Here is a 17884-nt window from a genome sequence, read left to right on the forward strand (position 1 = left end):
ACGTTAGACTTTATATTTGTCAAAATGCCTTGCAAAGTTACATTATTTTATCGTGACAGACAAGAGGTTACAATAAATAAAAAGGCGGACAAAAAACTTTCATCCCCCAAATCCTCTCCTCCACACAAGGGCAACCGGGTCAGGACAAAAGAGAAGTCCTAACCCTGACCAAAAAAAATTTCGACATCTAATCAGAGCCTCCTCCGCACTCTCACAAAAGATAGCTCAAGACTCAGAGGGGGAGTCTATCGGAGAGCCTACCTCTTCGTCCTGTGCCATTCGGTGAACGTGACGGCGTAAAGGTTACGATCATCAGCCGGATGCTCGTCGCTTGCGACACAATGCCATTCTCCTATATCTATGGGAGGGAAGAAGGTGTCCGCCCCCTCAAAGTGCGCATGCACCTGCGTGATGTGCAGGATGTCGGCGTATGGGAGAGACTGACGGTAGAGCTCGCCACCTCCGATGACGAAAAGGTGCTCGACACCCTTGGCCACGGAAAGAGCCTCATCGATGCTGTGCACGACGGTCGCACCTTGTGCTTCGTAAGCGGTATTACGAGAGATCACGATGTTCAGCCTGCCGGGCAGTGCCCCCTTCGGAAGGCTCTCAAAGGTCTTGCGCCCCATGACGATGGGATAGCCCATGGTCGTCTCTTTGAAGTGCTTGAGGTCGCGAGGGAGATTGCGCCCCCAGGGCATATCGCCCTCGAAGCCGATGGCACCATCTTCGGCTATCGCCACGATGATGTGAAGTGTGGGTTTGGAGTCTTTCATACAGCTACGTCGGCTTTGATATGTGGATGAGGCTCATAGTCCACGAGGGTGAAGTCTTCGTAAGTGAAGTCTTCAAGGCGTTTGATATCAGGATTGAGGATCATCCGCGGGAGGGGACGAGGCTCGCGAGTAAGTTGCAGATCAGCTTGTTCGAAGTGGTTGGTATACAGATGCGTGTCCCCGAACGTATGGACGAAGTCCCCTGCTTCAAGCCCTGTCACCTGCGCCACCATCATGAGGAGGAGGGCATAGGATGCGATATTGAACGGTACACCGAGGAAGAGGTCTGCGCTACGCTGATAAAGCTGTAGACTGAGACGACCGTTGGCGACATAAAACTGATAGAAGGCATGACAAGGAGGGAGTTTCATCTCAGGAAGCTCGCCCACATTCCATGCACTGACGATGATACGACGGCTCTCGGGTGTCTCACGTATCTGCCTCAAGGCCTCAGCGAGCTGATCATGCTCCTGTCCCTGGGCATCACGCCACTTGCGCCACTGCGCACCGTATATGGGGCCGAGATCTCCGTTCTCGTCCGCCCACTCGTTCCATATCCTCACACCATTGTCTTGGAGGTACTTGACATTCGTATCACCGTGAATGAACCACAACAGCTCATAGATGATCGAACGCAAGTGCAGTCGTTTGGTCGTCAAGAGCGGAAAGCCCTTCGAAAGGTCGAACCTCAACTGATGACCGAACGAACTCACAGTCCCTGTGCCCGTACGGTCGCCCTTGAGGACACCATTGTGACGCACATAACCGAGGAGATCCAGATATTCTTTCATGAGAAAAGTAAGGTTAGGGGTATAAAAAACTATGCTTCGTCCTTCTTGAAGTGATGCCCTTGGGCAAGAAGAGGGATCAGATTGCCATCGTTTGCGACGAGATGACAACCATCGCTCTCCTCCGTGATATAGCCGATGAGGCGCACATCCTCGATCTTCTCGACGAGATCCTTCATGCCGAGAGGGACGGTAAATAGGAGTTCGTAGTCCTCACCGCCATTGAGGGCTGCCGTGATGACGTTGATGTTAAGCTCTTCGGCCATTGCCGAAGTCTCATAGTCGATGGGGATCTTCTTGTCGAAGATGCGACAACCCACCCCCGAAGCCTTCGAGATATGGAGCAGTTCCGAAGCCACACCGTCCGAGACATCGATCATACTCGTGGGGACGATGCCGGCCTTACGAAGGGCTTCGATGACATCGAGACGGGCATAAGGGCGGAGTTGTCTCTGGAGGATGTACTCTCTTCCCTCAAAACGAGGCCGGAAGTCCGCAGTGCCATCATAAGCAAGTTTCTCTCGCTCACAGAGCTGAAGTCCCATGTACGCAGCACCGACATTGCCTGAGAGACAGATGAGGTCGTTGACCTTTGCCCCCGAGCGTCTCACAGCCTTCCCCGCCTCTGCACTACCGATTGCGGTGATACTGATGGTAAGCCCCGTGAGCGACGAACACGTATCTCCACCCACGAGATCGACCCCATACACCTCACAAGCCTCATGGATGCCGAGGTAAAGGGCTTCGATATCTTCGACCGCAAAACGCTTGGAGACACCGATCGAGACGACAATCTGTTCGGGGCGACCATTCATCGCAAGGATATCGGAGACATTGACGCTCACAGCCTTGAAGCCCAAGTGCTTGAGCGGACAGTACATGAGATCGAAGTGGATACCTTCGAGCAGAAGGTCAGTCGTCACGAGGGTCTCACGCTTACTGTCTTGCGAGAGGATGGCGGTATCGTCCCCGACACCGAGGACGGTAGAGGGGACACGGGTATTGAAGGGTTCGGTGAGTCGGTCGATGAGACCGAACTCTCCCAGTTGAGAGATTTCCATGCTGTTATCCGAAGTTGTTTGTGAGCAAAAACTATGACGAAGATACATATTATTGGTGACTTTGTCCCTATCCTGCTTTGGTAGGTTTCGAGACGAAAGCCCATACGCCGCGGTCTTCGGACGAACAACAGAATGTATTCTGTCAGGCCTCAGAAAGTATTCTGTCGTGGTGCAGAATGTATTCTGTCAGATGACAAAAAAACACACCTTCTCCGCAATTTGATTATATTTGTATATGTATGATCTCTAAAAAAAGAAAATGACCATGTACACAAATCTACCACCCGAAGTCGGGGAGAATATCGCTCTCCTGAAGCAGGATCTGGACGAAAAGATCCCTGCCAAGCAACTGGACCGCAATCTACTCATTGCCACTTGGAACATCAGAGCCTTTGGAGACTTGACCCGCAAGTGGGCAAGCGAAGAGAAAGACAACCCCAAACGAGATATGCACGCTGTCCTGTGTATCACAGAGATCCTCCGTCGCTTCGATGTCATTGCGGTGCAGGAGGTGAAGTCGAACATCCGAGCCCTCAGAGACACGATCAAGCTCCTCGGTCCCGAGTGGTCGATGATATTGACCGATGTGACCAAGGGTGATGCAGGCAACGGAGAGCGCATGGCATACCTCTTCGACACTCGTCGGGTCACACTCTCAGGTCTTGCCGGCGAACTCGTAGTACCCAAAGAGTGGAGCAAAGGTGTCTCTGCCAATGTGATGACCGAACAGTTTGTCCGTACCCCTTATGCCGTGAGCTTCCGCTCCAAAGGGCAGACATTCATCCTCGTGACCCTTCATGTCATCTACGGCAAAAAGGCACAAGATCGCATACCCGAACTCAAAGGGATAGCACAGTGGCTCTCCACATGGGCCAAAGATGTCAACGCCTATCATCACAACCTCATCGTCCTTGGAGACTTCAACATCGAAGAGCGTGGCGACCTCCTTCACCGGACATTCATCTCCGAAGGACTGTATGTACCCGAAGCTTTGCAAAACAAAACGGTGACCCGATCGATCTTCAACGAGACAAAGTTCTACGACCAGATCGCATGGTTCAACGGCAACAAGGGACAGCCCAGACTCTCGCTCGAATTCAAGACCGGTGGCAGCTACGACTTCACCACCGTGGCAATGAGCAATAGAGGTCTCACACGCCAACGCCTATCCTTCATGCTCTCCGACCACTATCCCCTTTGGGCAGAGTTCAGTCTCTGAGACCGAACTTTTTTTGACCGAAAAGGCATCATAAGGGGGAGTACTTATCACATTTCTTATTACATTTGTCACGATTTAACCATTGTTTGTTAAATCCCTTGTGTACCATGAGTCCATCAAGGGGGAGGAAATACTTTTTTATACATCATCACTTAGGGGGAGTTCACAGCCTTTTGAGGGTTGTGGGTCTCCTGTTCTTGTGGCACTCATTGCCACATGTCCGTTGAGAGGGTATTTTCATCATTCTTTTTGGGGTCGGAGTGCAGAGCAGACAACCAATTTTTTAATCTATTAAATACACAAACAACTATGATGAAAAGGCATGAGACGATGATCAAAACGACAGTCTCCACCCTGCTCTTGATCGTAATCATGACGATGTCAGGATGTAAAAAGAATGAGAACCCCACAGTCAGCGTGTCCGACATATCCGTGTCACCGACAGCTCTATCCATGAAGATAGGCGAGACCGTCGTCATCAAGGCGACGATAGCACCCGCCGATGCGACGAATAAGGAGGTCTCCTGGCTTTCGTCGGAGCCGAATATCGCCACCGTCGATCAGACAGGAGCTGTACGAGGTCTCACATCGGGCAAGGTGACCATCACTGCCACATCCAAGGATGGCGCAAAGACCGCAAGTTGTACCGTAAAGGTCAGACCCGAGGTGACCGAAGCATTTACCGAGCTTTCGCAAAAGGTTTCGACGGCGGAGTCCGCACTGACTGCGCTGAGAGAGGAGTTAGCATCCCTGAAGACATCGACCCAAAGTGTCAAGAACAAAGCCGAAGCGGTGAAAGCCCTCATCACAAGGCTCACCGAACAGCGCAACGGTCTCACTGCTCTCGCTGATGAGGTCAAGTCCAAGTCTGACGACCTTCATCCCGAAGAGGTCACAAGACTGACCGAGAAGCTCTCAGCCCTCACCAACGATGGTGCAACCCTTGCAGACGAAATCCAAGCCTACAAGACCAAGCTCGACAAGATGCTCAGGGACGGCAAGGGCAGTGTGTCGGATGTCGAGATCATCCAACTGTGATCCTCTCAAACGAAAAAAACGAACAAGTTAAAAGAATAACCCTATGAAAACATCGTATACAAAAGTTCTGTGTCTGTGGACACTGATGCTATTGATCTTCGCCACCTCGTGCCAAAATGAAAGGGGGGACTTACCTCTCTTCGAGAAAGGCAGTCGTACCCTACGTCTTTCCGCAGCAATGCCTGAGGATGCCGGTCTCCGTGTCGCTCTTGAGGAGGATACCGAGCACGGTCTGCTTCGAGCGCGCTGGCAGTCGAGAGACCGTCTCACCCTGATCTTTGAGCAAGACTCACGGCTGACGCCCCCTGTGGAGCAACCTGTCGGAGCCATCGGTCCCGACGGTAAGCAGGCCACGATGGATGTCGTGATCCCCGAGAGTATCGACATCGATGAGGCATACACCTTGTATGCGTTCTGTGGTGTGCCGGGAAGAGGGGTCGTCGTCGTCGACAATGAGATCCTCGTGGACATCGTCCCCATCATGGCCAATGATCTCGAAGAGGTCTCTGTGCCCGTGATGTCGAAAGTGACGGTAGAGCCTGCATCGACATCAGGAGAGATGGCGATGAGCTTCACCCACCTCGGGAGCATAGAGTACGTGGATCTGAAGAACAGTTCCGACACGGACCTCAAGGTCTCGGGGTGCTCTCTGTCTCCGAGAAACGGATCGTCCGAAGAGTGGCAATACCTACCTCACGATGACAAGCAATATGTCTACAAACCCATAAGTGATGAGGTCTCTGAGATCACAGACAATGATCCCAAGACTATGCCCACGATGAAGGAAGTCTCCATCGCTCCGAGCAAGAGCCACACCTTTGTGAGATGGCATCGACCAAATGGGAAGACCATCCCCGAGTTTATCCTCGCTATGAAGACAGAGGACAAACTCATCCTCTCCGAGAACAAAAAGACTTCAAAGACCTTTGCCATGCTTCCTGGCAAGGCTTACCGTGTAGAAGCAGAATGGAAAAACAATCGTCTCGAAATCCTTGGCGAAGGAGTCGAAGTAGCCTTTCCTCACATCACTCTCACTGTAGAGCCCTCCATAGGAAAAGAATTAAGACTTGAGATAAATGCAGCAGAAGAGGATCAGTCCGAGGTATGGATCGACCTCAACGATAACGGCACGATGGACGATGGCGAGAAAGTAACTTCTTTCGGAGAAGCTGGAGAGTACGAAGTCTTCTACCCTATCGGTGCTGAGAAAATCACAATATATGGGAAGGTCTTTTACTTCTCCTGCTATGATAATTCCCAGCTTAAAGCTCTGGATGTCACCAAGGCCCCATACTTGGTAAATTTGAGTTGTGGCTCTGATAATCTGACCTCCTTAGATGTCACTCAAAACAAGTTACTGAAAATATTAGACTGCTCTGGCAGTTACGAACTTGAGACACTAGATGTCAGTCAAAATGTCAATCTGATAGATTTAGTTTGTGAGGACACCGGGCTATCAAGATTGGACGTGACCCGGCTGACAAAATTGGAAGAACTTGATTGTAGCTCTAATTTCCTCACCTCTTTAGACATCAGCCAAAATCTTAATCTAAGAGATTTAGACTGTGCTCACAATAAGCTATCAAAATTGGACGTGACCCAGCTGACAAAATTGGAAGAACTTGATTGCAGTAATAATGATCTCAAATCTTTAGACATCAGTCAAAACTTGAATTTGGTTTCTCTATCCTGCGAAGATTGCAATTTAAGTTCCTTGGATGTGAGGAAGCACACGAGGTTAAAAGAACTAAACTGCTCTTGCAATAAACTCTCCGATCTGAAGATAAGTGACAACATTACTGAAACATTAGACTGTCGGTCATGTGGACTCAGTGCAGAGACCTTAGATGATCTGTTCAATACTTTACCGGATATCAGCGAAACTAAGGACAAAATAAAGAAGGTTATGGTCAGCGGAAATCCCGGGGCTGCCGACTGTCATCCTGAGATTGCGACCAAAAAGGGTTGGGAAGTCGATGTAGAAGGCAAGCCTCTTACTCCACACATTATGGTTCTCACGACGAAAAAAGAAGTTGGAGATGAAATTGTTCTTAAGATAGATGCAGGTTCGGAAGACCGCCCCGATGTCTGGATAGATTTGAATGGGAACGGCACTAAAGACGAAGGGGAGAACGTCACAGTTTTTGATGAATATCAAGCATACCCCATAGCCTCTCAGACCATCACGATATACGGGAAGGTCAGTGTGCTCATTTGCATAAGTCAAAAGATAAGTGCTTTGGATGTAAGTAAGAATAGAGCCTTGATAGAGTTAGTCTGTGTCGGGAATGAACTCCAATCATTGGATGTGACTAATAACAACAAGTTGACAATATTAGACTGCTCTTCGAATGGACTTGAATCACTGGATGTGAGAAGCAACAAAAGTCTGATGAGATTGTGGTGCTGGGGCAACTCACTCGAATCACTGGATGTGGGTAAAAATAAGGATTTGGAGCTCTTGTCCTGTGGCGGTAATACACTCACAGCTTTGGATGTGAGCAAAAATAAGGATTTGAAGCTCTTGGCCTGTGGCGGTAATACACTCACAACTTTGGATGTGAGCAAAAATACAAAGTTGATGCGACTATTTTGTAATGATAACAAATTGTTAAGCTCTTTGAAAATCCCGAGCTCCATAAATAATGAGTTAGATTGTGGCAATTGTAACCTGAGTGCTGAGACTTTGAATACTCTCTTCTCCACACTCCCTGATGTGAAAGCTCTGACTGAAGTAAGTAAAGAAATTCATGTCTACGGCAATCCCGGAACAAACACGTGTGATAAGGCAATAGCAGAAAATAAGGGTTGGAAAGTACACCTTAAACCTGTTATTATCCCATTGCCTATAGACTAAAGTCCATAAACAAGCAAAAGAGGGTACATCAAAATAAAATTTTGATGTACCCTCTTTTGCTTGTTTCAACATAGGTTCGATCTAAAGAAACACATCATAAAACGAACAAGCGGTTGAAGAATCAATCTATTTCACATACTCTGTCTCATGAAAAGAATACCAAAGAATGGTCAACGTCTAAGTCTAATTGGGGATCAATGCAAGTAAATGCGATCTGAAAACGATATAAATGCCTAAAAATCCTGAATCCAACACCAAACGTACCGATACACAATAAATGACTTCGGTGTTCCGTGGGGTAAGGCACGTTGAATCGAGTCTAACGACCTTCATCATCAAGTCTAACGACTTTCGTCATCGAATCTAACGATCTTCGTCGTCGAGTCTAACGACTTTTTAGGTAGTGTCCGAAAAAGTGTGTAAGGTTAGTTTTCCCTTTTTCCCCTGGGGCATGCCCCAGGGGAAAAAACTTTGAGTTTTTCGTGTTATTACTCATTACTCATTTATTTGGTACTCCACTCTTGGAAATAGGGTAACCTCCTAGCATAAGTCCTTTCAGTCATTTCTCGGGCTACAGAGCCCAAGAGAAAGACGACGGCATCAGCCGAGGGTAGAGCCCCACGCATACGCAGCGTGCGCTTATAGCTGCGATTGAGACGCTCCACCCAATTCGTCGAGTAAATCATACGACGAACACCCTCCGGGAACATCAGGTAAGTGAAGTAGCCTATATTGCGAGATGCCGACAAGGAGAGCAGGCTCCGGTAGCTTTTCCCCCAACGTTCTGCAAATGTACATAATTTCTCAAATGCTTTGATGGGTGTAAGACTTGTACCCGAAATAGGAAACAAGTCTTCCAACTCTTGTCTCATCCGATCCTTGTCCCTCTTCGATACGGCATTAAGTGCGTGACGCTTGAAATGAACGACACACAGCTGATGGGAGGAGTGAGGGAAAGCCGAGGCGATGGCTCGTTCAATCCCCTGTAAAGCATCTGAGATGATCAGGTCTATACGTTCGACTCCACGTGCTTTGAGGGCTTTCAACTCTGCCTCCCAATTCAACGCTCCTTCCGTGGGATGATTCACCACACAAAGCACCTCCCGACTACCGTCAGGAAGCAACCCCGACATCGTGTAATAGGCTTCCTGAGCCACACGATCATCCCACCGTGTGTAGGCAAAGGTAGCATCGATGTACACCGCCAAATAGTGGGGCGACAGTTGGCGTTCCAACCACTTGTAGATCTCCTCTTTACTCGTGTTCGAGAGAAAACTGACTTGCTGCTTGCTATAGTGATAGCCGTAGATCCGTTCGCACACAGCACCAATGTCTTCGCACGAAAGGCCTCGGGTATAAAACTCGTGAAACAACAAGGCTCGTTCGCTCTCTTGGCCGGAGAGGATTCCCAAAATCAGGGGTTGGAAATTCCCCGAACGTGTTCGAGGAATCCGTAATTCAAAGCTACAGCCGTAGCCTCGCCATCGACGAGGACGGAAACCATTGCACTGTTCACCCTCATGCTCTTCGACAAAGAGAGCACGTTCTTGCTTCGAGAAGGTGTCCAATAGTACACGGATAAGTTCGTTAATACCTGCCTCTGATGATAGCATTTCAGAAATAAATGCCGACTTTTGTGTTGTTGTAAGCTCCATTGTTCTTAGGTTTATTTTTTTTCTTACCTCAAAGTTAAGGACTAATGGGGCTTACACACTTTTTTAGGACAGTATCCTTTTTTAACGCCGGTTCGCCAATGCCCCATTCGGCCGAAAACATACCTCTCTCTACCCCACTGTATTTAGTCGGAGGGAAATGAGTAACTTTGCCGGCAATAATAAATGACACGACAATGCTTGCACTCAATAATGTATCGGTCTACTTTGGCGCAGAGCCTCTCTTTTCGGACATCTCACTGAGGATCAATCCGAAAGAGCGCATCGCCCTTGCCGGTCGCAATGGCGCAGGGAAGACGACCATGCTCAACATCATCTCCAAACGCCTCCTACCCACCGAAGGCAGCATATCCCATCCTACGGACATGACCATCGGCTATCTGCCTCAGCACTTGCTGACAAAAGACGAACGCACGGTGAGAGAAGAGGTGCGTCTGGCTTTCGGCCGTGAGCTGGAGATCAAGCGCACCGTCGATGCCCTTACCGAAGAGCTCGCTTCGCGCACAGACTACGAGAGCGAAGGGTATATGGAACTCATCCAGCGCTTGGCAAACCATACCGAGCTCCTTGCGATGTATTCGTCGGATAGGAGAGAGGCTGAGATAGAGAAGACACTCAAGGGGCTGGGCTTCGTGGATACGGACTTCGAGCGACAGACATCGGAGTTCAGCGGAGGATGGCGTATGCGTGTCGAGCTGGCAAAGATCCTCCTGAGTCGTCCCGACCTGCTCCTCCTTGACGAGCCCACGAACCACCTCGACATGGAGTCGATCATCTGGCTGGAGGGCTTCCTCAAGTCTACATCTGCTGCTGTTGTGATGGTATCGCACGACCGTAAGTTCCTCGACAATACGACGACCCGTACGATAGAGCTCTCTCTCGGCAAGGCATACGACTACAAAGCGTCTTACTCCCACTACCTGACACTTCGGGAGGAGCGATACCAACAACAGCTACGTGCGTACGAAAACCAACAAAAGATGATCAAGGACACCGAAGACTTCATCGAGCGTTTTCGGTACAAGGCAACAAAATCGGTGCAGGTGCAGTCTCGCATCAAACAGCTCGAAAAGGTCGAACGCATCGAAGTCGAGGAGATAGACCGTAGACGGATACACTTCCGCTTCCCCATGGCTGTCCCCTCGGGAGCTTACCCCGTGATCGTCGAAGGATTGTCAGTATCCTATGGTGACCTCAATGTCCTCAAAGACATCGAGCTCACCATCGAACGTGGAGACAAGATTGCCCTCGTCGGAAAGAACGGATCGGGCAAGACGACTTTTGTGCGTGCCGTCATGGGTGAGATTCCTTACGAGGGGACGATCAGAGAGGGACATCAGGTCGAAGTCAGTTACTTTGCTCAGAACCAAGCCTCACTCCTTGACCCGAACAAGACCATATTCCAGACCATCGACGATGTCGCTGTGGGAGACATCCGCACACGCATCAATGACATATTGGGAGCATTCATGTTTGGAGGAGAGGTCTCCGAAAAGAAGGTACAAGTCCTCTCAGGAGGGGAGCGTAGCCGTCTGGCGATGATACGCCTGCTCCTCTCCCCCTCCAATGTCCTCATCCTCGACGAGCCTACCAACCACCTCGACATCAGTAGCAAAGAGGTGCTCAAGGAGGCCATTCGCAACTATGAGGGGACGGTACTCATCGTCTCACACGACCGAGACTTCTTGGAAGGGCTGGTGGACAAGGCGATAGAGTTCAAGGACAAGAAGATCATCAACTACCTCGGGGGTATGCCGGACTACTTCCGTGCGCTCTCGTTACGCAACGAAGACAACAAAGTAGCTCCGCCTCCCAAAGTAACGACTACCGAAGAGAGCATCGGAAAGACAGACTACGTCCAACAAAAAGAGCAACAAAAGGCACTCCGAAAGCTACGACAACAAGTCGAACAGTGCGAGAAAAAAATATCCGAAGTCGAACAAGAGATCTCCGACATCGAGGAGAAGATGTCTCAAGGAGACACCTCATCGTCTCTCATCTCTCGTTACGATGAGTTACAGAAACTCCACGCCGATCTGATGTCGGAGTGGGAGGAAAGCCAAGAACAATTAGAAAACAACTGAAAAGGAACAAGTAGAGATGCAACACCTTGTCATACACAACATCGCCGACCTCAACAACCATCGTGACTTGGTCAATGAGATGTGGCAAGCCTACGAAGAGGCTTTCCCCTACGAAGAGCGTCGCAAGCGAGAGAGTGTCCTCTCTCTACTGTCAGAGGAGGCGGGGGGCTTCTACATCCTTCTGTTCAAGGCTCCCGATGAGGATGGACTCGCAGCCTTTGCGATGTTACACCGCTTGGAGACCTTTGAGTACATCGAGTACCTCTGTGTGCCCCATCACAAAAGAAGTGGAGGATGGGGAGCAAAGGCACTCAAACACATATTCGATCATGTCACCAAGCCCATAGTCCTCGAAGCAGAACCGCCGGGAGCAAACGAATGGTCGGATCGCCGCATCGACTTCTACCGTCGCAACGGCTTCACACTCATCGATCGAACCTACTATCAGCCGGCATACCACGAGGACACCGAAGCCGTCGAACTTCGCCTGATGGTGAGGGGTCAGCACGACAACCCGGAGGTCTTTGCCCGAGAGCTTTATCGGCACGTCTACCGCCTTCACCCATCACACCTCTTATTCTACCATACGGAACTCTGATTACGGAAGCTCAGGCGCATTCTATCATCATACAAAACTTATTGGATCGTATCACAGGTCGATGGCGCAACAACGGCCGATCTTCTGCATCCAGCTTTTGTTGACTTCGAGGTGCCGTTGACTGTTGCAGACCCACATGACTTTGGTCTTCATCTTTGGAGGGAGGTTGGGGATGGGTGCATCGCCATCGGTGAAGATGATCACACCGTTGTAGTCGGGATGCTCGCCAAGGTAGTTGAAAAGAGGCTGGAAGCTCGTCCCTCCGAAGCCAAGGACTTTGACCTCAAGTTGCTTCTTCGTCATCTTCTGCACCTCCGAGAGCGAGGTGTCAAACTGTATGACATCTATCTGATCCATACCGTACTTGAAGAACCTGTTGATGACTGAGTAAAAGTGCCTTATGCTCGTCTCCCCGATGGAAGCACTGACATCGACGGCAACAAGGAGCTTCGTATCAAAACGCCTCATACTGCCCATGTTGTCGAAGCCCGTACGACGGTTGGGGCGCATTCGGGTAAGACATCGTTTTGAAGAGAGGATGCTCGCCCTGAAGCCTGACAGCACCTTGCGGTAGTCCACCTTGGCATTGGTGTTCGCCACGATCTTGCGAGCAAACGTACCTGCAAGACTCCCCCACTCGTTGGAGGCCTCTATCTCGTCGATGAGAGAGTCGATGGAGCACCCCATCATAGGGTCTTCTTCCCAGAGGTCTGCCAGCCCCATCTCCTTCATCTCATAGTCGAGATCTCTGTCCTCCCTGGGCTTCTCGGAGGGTTGCCCTTGCTCATCGTCTCTGTGCTTGGTCTTGCCGAGGCTTGAAGTCGTCTCCACATCCTCCGAAGGGTCTTCGAGGTCGTTGTCAGGGGCATTGTCGGGTGCATTGGGGTTGAGCTCGTCCGAAGTCTCTCCGCTGTCTTCATTGCCCTCATTGCCATTGGCACTGTCGGAACTTGACTTGTCGTCGTTGGGGTTTTCACTCATACTGTCGAGGTCTATCTCCTTGGGAGAGAACATCTCCTCGACACGGTGCGAATACCATTCGAAGCTCTCCTTTTCCTTCAGATCGAAGGCCTCGGGCGTGGGCATATTGATCTCAGAGAAGTCGTAATTGTCGCCAAGGACGAGGTTGCTCCCGACAGCGATGGACTTCTTGTTGCACCCCTCGGGCTGGCGTTCGTAAGGGTGTTTGAGCAGGATGCGCACCATCTCAGCCTTGAGGTGTAATTCGACTTCACGTGGGCGCATCGAACTAAGGATCATCGAGTTGTACTCGACCTTGCCTCTACCGCTACGGAAGGGGACAGAGATGGAGAGGTTCTCCTCGAAGTTGTGCGACACAAAGGTCTGAAAGAGTGCCCCTTCGGAGAGATACCAGCGATCGATGATCTTGCGGACTTCGGGCAGCATGCTTACCTGATGCTTGCGGTGTAGCTGAAGAGTTTTTGTGCGATATCGGGACACTTGCGCATGATGAACTCCTGAGTCTCATCATAACGGTCCTGCTGGAAGAAGTGTGCGAAGCTCGCCAACACTTCGTTCTTGCCCTCACTCTCGATGTAGTCGATGTACTTGATGAGATTGGGGGCGATGACATCCTCGATCTCGTCATCGAGGAATGTGGTATGGATGTACTTGAAGATATCTTCGTTGATCACCGAGAAGTCATGGGTCTGAAAGGTAGGCAAAGCCTCGCAGTAGTCATCGAAGTGCTGCAAAAAGTCCTTGACATCGACAGCCTTGACCTTACCGATCGAAGCGACAAAGAGGTTTGCCGCCTTGACCCCGACGATACTCGAAATGAGCTTGATGTCGTTGTGCCCGATGGCTGCCCCTCGGATGACATCGGAGACACGCTTCCATGAGCGACGGTCGGGCATCTTGTCCAGCCCGGTATCGTTCTCTTCGTCCTGCTGAGGGTCTTTGTCCAACCACTCGTGGTTCTCTCGTATGAACTCCGTCACACGAGCGTCCACACCACTCTCCTCAGCCCATCTCAACCACTCGTCCACCGTAGGCTCAAACCTGAAGATATTGAACCTCGACACAAGCGCAGGATCCAAGTCCGTGAGCTGATACTCATCCCCCTCGTTGATGGCAGCGATGACACGACTACCCTCGGGGAGGGCACGCCCTGCGAGCTTGCGGTTGAGGGTCAAGTCCATGATCGTCTGGAGGACTTCGGGACGGGCACGGTTGAGCTCATCGAGGAAGAGCACCACGGGCTCGCCATCGAGAGGAAACCAGTACGGAGGTCTGAAGACGGTGAGCTCGCCCGACTTATCGGGCAACCCGATCAAGTCTCCCGGGTCGCTCATCTGTCCGAGGAAGAGAGTGATGACCTTCATCCCCTTTTGGGCGAAGTAGGCGGTCAGTATCTCTGACTTCCCTATACCGTGTCGCCCCGTGAGCATGATGTTGTGTGTCGCCGGAGTGCGCTCCAGCATATAGTTGAGTTCGGCTGTATTTATCTTAACGTTCATCGAAGTAAGCTAATGGAGGACAAAAATACATAATATATTCCGAATGAGCACACTCCATACACGATGGGCTCCGACGACTGCTCTGCGTGGCAAGGCGCAGAGCCTAAGACCTTTGACCCTCAAAGGTGGTGATGTTCACGAAGGACTTGAAGGCGATCTTGCCACGCACCGTGACGGTATAGATGAGCCGTCCGTCATCGAAACGCCCCACGATCTCACCGTCATAGCTCATCGGCAGGCCCATGATCTTGATCTTCACGATATCCTTGCACTTCTGCCCGAACTTACCGTCCTGCCCGACCTTGATCCCCCGAGCATCTACCGTCACAGCCCCGGGCATCGATCCGACCTTGAACGGTGGTATCTGTATCCTCAGCAATCCGTCCGACAGCTCCGACACCACCGAACTCACCCCTGCTATCGGAGCCTTGTCTTCGTTCATGTGCACACGTGTCAATGCGCCATCGTATCTCCCCACGAGGCTGTCGGTCACCACGATGACGGCCGAAGGTGCAGGGTTGTGCGGAGTTGCCTTCAATGTCAAGGGTAAGAGACTTAGAAGAAAAAGGAGCAGTTTCATATCAGAGAGAAGGGAGGGATCAGTCTTTTTTCATCTGGTCGAACGCATACGCAGCAAATGTCCCGAGCCAGTGGTCACCGCCATAGTTGCTGCGGAAGATCTGGCTCATACCTGCCTCATAGTGTTCAAGAGCAGAAGCCTCGAAACGAGCTTTAAGCCGGTCTCCCTCGGGCAAAGCCTTCGCCACCGAAGCCATACACCAAGCTCTCGAAAACGACAGCCCTACGAGGTGCACGATGTGATAGTCACTAAGGTCGGAGACAATGGGCAGCGTGCACACCCTTTCCAAGCCCTTAAAAGAGAAGAGCCCCTTCACCCATGCCACGTAGGCTTCGGGCGCAAGGACACGCTTCATGAGATCGGCCTCGACGAGTGAGGGAGAGAAGAAGTCAGTGGCATTGGGCTCCCACTCGGCAGGGAGGAGGCTGTCCTTGGCGTAGAGGTCCGTCGCCTTTCGCCGTAGAGCCTCGGCAAAGTCCTTATCTCCGACGAGGTCTGCCCAGTCGAGAGCAAAGGCGAGTCCGAAAGCGGAATTGGTATGCGTCCCTATCCTATCCGCATAGGTCATCTTGGGGAGGTAGGCTTTCCACCTCTTGACGATACTTTGGGTAAGGGGTTTCATGTTCATGTGCCACTTCTGTGCGAGTCGGGCAAGCTCAGTATCTGTCGCCTTGTCCCGAGCCAAACGAACCAGAGCTTCGTCCAACTTCAACAGCCATGCCCATCCATAGGTACGCTCATAGTTCGCACCGTTCGGGCGATCGAAATAGTCCGCCTCGACCTGCAACTTCTCTGCCACGAGCGAATGATCCAATGTCGCCACGATGCTGTCTCTGAGCGAGATCGCCGGAGTGGTATGGAGGGTGTGGACGAGCATCCAATGGCTGTGCACACTGCTGTGCCAGTCGAAGGCACCGAAAAACACCGGGTGAAGTTCGGATGGAGTCCTCTTGGCATCCACCTCATCATTGATGACCTGCCCCGTCTTGTTGGGGTACTCGACAGAGATGCTCTTGAGAGGCAGACGCACCAGACGAAGGAGCGTCGCCTCATCCTGCCCATAGGCAAGAGCCTGTGTCATCATCGTGATCATCAGTAGAACAATGGCTTTTTTCATGCGGTTTATGGTTTTTCGTTACTTCGCAAAAGTTTATATTCTCTTCTGTTGGATGACTTTGATAAACTCACTATTGGGATAGTTACGTACCGAAATTGTCAATTCGACCGCTTCACTTGAGGGGTTATCAAGGAGAATGATGTCAAGAGCATTGTCGACCTTTCTCACCCTGAAGTAGTCGCACTCAAACATCACGGACAAGGACGAATTGCCCTGCACCTCTTTCACGATACGGACAGGCTGCCCGAAAAATTCTGGCTTTTCATCCCGATAGTTCACGCCCTGACGATTACCCCAGATCGCATCAATCGACCAATCCTTGTTGCCATCCGCAGGGACTCTGATACAACCGCCACGACTCGAAAAGACCACGGTCTTGTACTTCAGCCCTATGTGATGCCCTCTGAGCGGACCAGGGTCCTTGCCAATCCTTTCGGCCTCGTCGTACCTCTTATTGAAATCAAGATCTTGCAAGATAGCTTCTTCGAAGACACCTCCCTTGTCCAGCATAGAGTCCAAATACTCCATGGTGTACTTATTTTTGCTCAACGCTTGGGAGTCATCTCGGCTTTTGGAGCAAGCCCATAAACCACCCAGTAGCCCCAGCATCATTACGATTGTGATTGTACGTTTCATTTCTCAACTATTATTCTGCAACAAGATTGATGTGCAAATATAGCAATAAAGTGCCAGAGGCTGTATTCACTTACAGGACAAACACTTCAATCCCATCTCTCAGATACAAATCTCATATACGCCCACATTCTGCCCCACGACAGAATGTGTTCTGATGCCCGACAGAAAGTTTTCCGACACGAGACAGAATGTATTCCGGTGAAAAATTCTTCCCAAAAGAAGACATCGGAGAATAACAAAAAATAGCGAACCGTTTTGCTACCGATACAGAAAGAACTGTCTCGTTGTCGATACAAAGAGGTCGTCAAAATTTGGGTGTTCAAACTTTCTTTCATAAAATTGTATTTGAGAGTAAACATTCAGCTTTAACTGAAAGTAAGCCGGCAATATGACAAACTGATTCGCCCACAATAATAACATACGGATATGAAAAAAATCATCGGCATCCTATTACTGCTCATCTTTTGCAGTCTCGCGTCTTTCGCCCAAAGCAAAAATCAGGCCTTTAGCCACAACGAGTTTATGGAAAAAGTAGACTCTGTGCAGATCGGCTACAGCAAAGACAAAGTAAAAGCTATAATGGGGGCTCCTTACAAGGTAGCTTTTGTAAAGTACAAAGATCAAGGACTTGTAGAACAATTGTCTTACAGGGTCAAGGTGTTCCGTGGGAGCTGGGCAATGATCAATTACAGCTTTACGTTCTATAACTCTGCGCTCATTGCTTTGGTAGAAACAGAGGTACCCTCCTCGTCTACAATCCATTCGGATCATAATAGTATAGGCTACTTCATAAAAAACATTCTCCCATTCATATTACCCGATAAGCAAGAAAAAAAGAGTCAGCATTCATCGATTTAGTCAAATAACTTCGGCTTATAGCAGACACCTTGGGAATTCTGACATCTATTGTAGTCCTTGATTGAAAAGCTGCACCGATAAGGGCAAAGCTTAAAGGTAAGGAAGGCTCCAACCTGGCC

15 protein-coding genes are annotated in these 17884 nt (G+C 50.2%); 6 read left to right on the forward strand and 9 right to left on the reverse strand.

Annotated elements, in window-relative coordinates; all coding sequences use genetic code 11:
• Positions 1-257: 257 nt before the first annotated feature.
• Genes EL262_RS05235 through thiL form a run of 3 tightly spaced genes read right to left on the reverse strand, consistent with a single transcriptional unit; the run spans position 258 to position 2625 of the window.
• Positions 258-776, reverse strand: coding sequence for a dihydrofolate reductase (locus EL262_RS05235; protein ID WP_078735980.1), 519 nt, complete (start codon positions 774-776; stop codon positions 258-260).
• Positions 773-1567 carry a thymidylate synthase gene (locus tag EL262_RS05240; protein WP_025839546.1) on the reverse strand — a complete coding sequence of 265 codons (795 nt, stop codon included), beginning with the start codon at positions 1565-1567 and terminating at the stop codon, positions 773-775. The genes EL262_RS05235 and EL262_RS05240 overlap by 4 nt, the downstream gene beginning before the upstream one ends.
• Positions 1568-1596: 29 nt before the next feature.
• Positions 1597-2625 (reverse strand): thiamine-phosphate kinase, encoded by a 1029-nt coding sequence (gene thiL, locus EL262_RS05245; RefSeq protein ID WP_025839544.1) that lies wholly within the window; start codon positions 2623-2625, stop codon positions 1597-1599.
• Between the two features lie 265 nt (positions 2626-2890).
• Here thiL and EL262_RS05250 point away from each other — a divergent pair, with 265 nt between their 5' ends.
• The 3 genes from EL262_RS05250 (at position 2891) to EL262_RS05260 (ending at position 7739) form a co-directional block, all read left to right on the forward strand.
• A complete protein-coding gene (locus EL262_RS05250; RefSeq protein WP_234394789.1) occupies positions 2891-3844 on the forward strand; it encodes an endonuclease/exonuclease/phosphatase family protein in 954 nt (317 codons plus the stop codon).
• A gap of 309 nt (positions 3845-4153) precedes the next feature.
• A complete protein-coding gene (locus tag EL262_RS05255) occupies positions 4154-4882 on the forward strand; it encodes an Ig-like domain-containing protein (protein ID WP_051522826.1) in 729 nt (242 codons plus the stop codon).
• 43 nt (positions 4883-4925) lie between these two features.
• Positions 4926-7739, forward strand: a complete 2814-nt coding sequence (locus EL262_RS05260) for a leucine-rich repeat domain-containing protein (protein WP_126464368.1) — start codon at positions 4926-4928, stop codon at positions 7737-7739.
• 503 nt (positions 7740-8242) lie between these two features.
• Here EL262_RS05260 and EL262_RS05265 read toward each other — a convergent pair.
• Positions 8243-9394, reverse strand: a complete 1152-nt coding sequence (locus tag EL262_RS05265; protein WP_126464369.1) for an IS256 family transposase — start codon at positions 9392-9394, stop codon at positions 8243-8245.
• A 194-nt stretch (positions 9395-9588) separates the two neighbouring features.
• On the opposite strand from EL262_RS05265, the gene abc-f reads away from it, so the two are divergent.
• Entirely contained in the window at positions 9589-11496 is a 1908-nt protein-coding gene (gene abc-f, locus EL262_RS05270; protein WP_025838899.1) for a ribosomal protection-like ABC-F family protein, read from the forward strand.
• Positions 11497-11512: 16 nt separating this feature from the next.
• Positions 11513-12094: a GNAT family N-acetyltransferase gene (locus EL262_RS05275; protein WP_025838897.1), complete on the forward strand. Its 582-nt coding sequence runs from the start codon at positions 11513-11515 to the stop codon at positions 12092-12094.
• 51 nt (positions 12095-12145) lie between these two features.
• On the opposite strand, the gene EL262_RS05280 is transcribed toward EL262_RS05275, so the two are convergent.
• The 5 genes from EL262_RS05280 to EL262_RS05300 all read right to left on the reverse strand — a co-directional run bounded on the left by EL262_RS05280 (position 12146) and on the right by EL262_RS05300 (position 16907).
• Positions 12146-13501 (reverse strand): VWA-like domain-containing protein, encoded by a 1356-nt coding sequence (locus tag EL262_RS05280; protein ID WP_078735872.1) that lies wholly within the window; start codon positions 13499-13501, stop codon positions 12146-12148.
• Positions 13502-13503: 2 nt separating this feature from the next.
• Positions 13504-14574, reverse strand: a complete 1071-nt coding sequence (locus EL262_RS05285) for an AAA family ATPase (protein ID WP_025838891.1) — start codon at positions 14572-14574, stop codon at positions 13504-13506.
• Positions 14575-14677: 103 nt separating this feature from the next.
• Positions 14678-15154, reverse strand: a complete 477-nt coding sequence (locus tag EL262_RS05290; protein WP_025838890.1) for a hypothetical protein — start codon at positions 15152-15154, stop codon at positions 14678-14680.
• A gap of 19 nt (positions 15155-15173) precedes the next feature.
• Positions 15174-16271, reverse strand: a complete 1098-nt coding sequence (locus EL262_RS05295; protein WP_078735871.1) for a DUF2891 domain-containing protein — start codon at positions 16269-16271, stop codon at positions 15174-15176.
• Between the two features lie 33 nt (positions 16272-16304).
• The gene (locus tag EL262_RS05300; protein ID WP_126464370.1) at positions 16305-16907 is read right to left on the reverse strand and encodes a hypothetical protein; all 603 of its coding nucleotides are present in this window, start codon (positions 16905-16907) and stop codon (positions 16305-16307) included.
• A 426-nt stretch (positions 16908-17333) separates the two neighbouring features.
• Here EL262_RS05300 and EL262_RS05305 point away from each other — a divergent pair, with 426 nt between their 5' ends.
• A complete protein-coding gene (locus EL262_RS05305) occupies positions 17334-17765 on the forward strand; it encodes a hypothetical protein (RefSeq protein WP_025838884.1) in 432 nt (143 codons plus the stop codon).
• The last annotated feature ends 119 nt before the right edge of the window (positions 17766-17884 follow it).

Origin of the sequence: Porphyromonas cangingivalis, from assembly GCF_900638305.1 — a bacterium.
Classification (GTDB): Bacteria; Bacteroidota; Bacteroidia; order Bacteroidales; family Porphyromonadaceae; genus Porphyromonas_A; species Porphyromonas_A cangingivalis.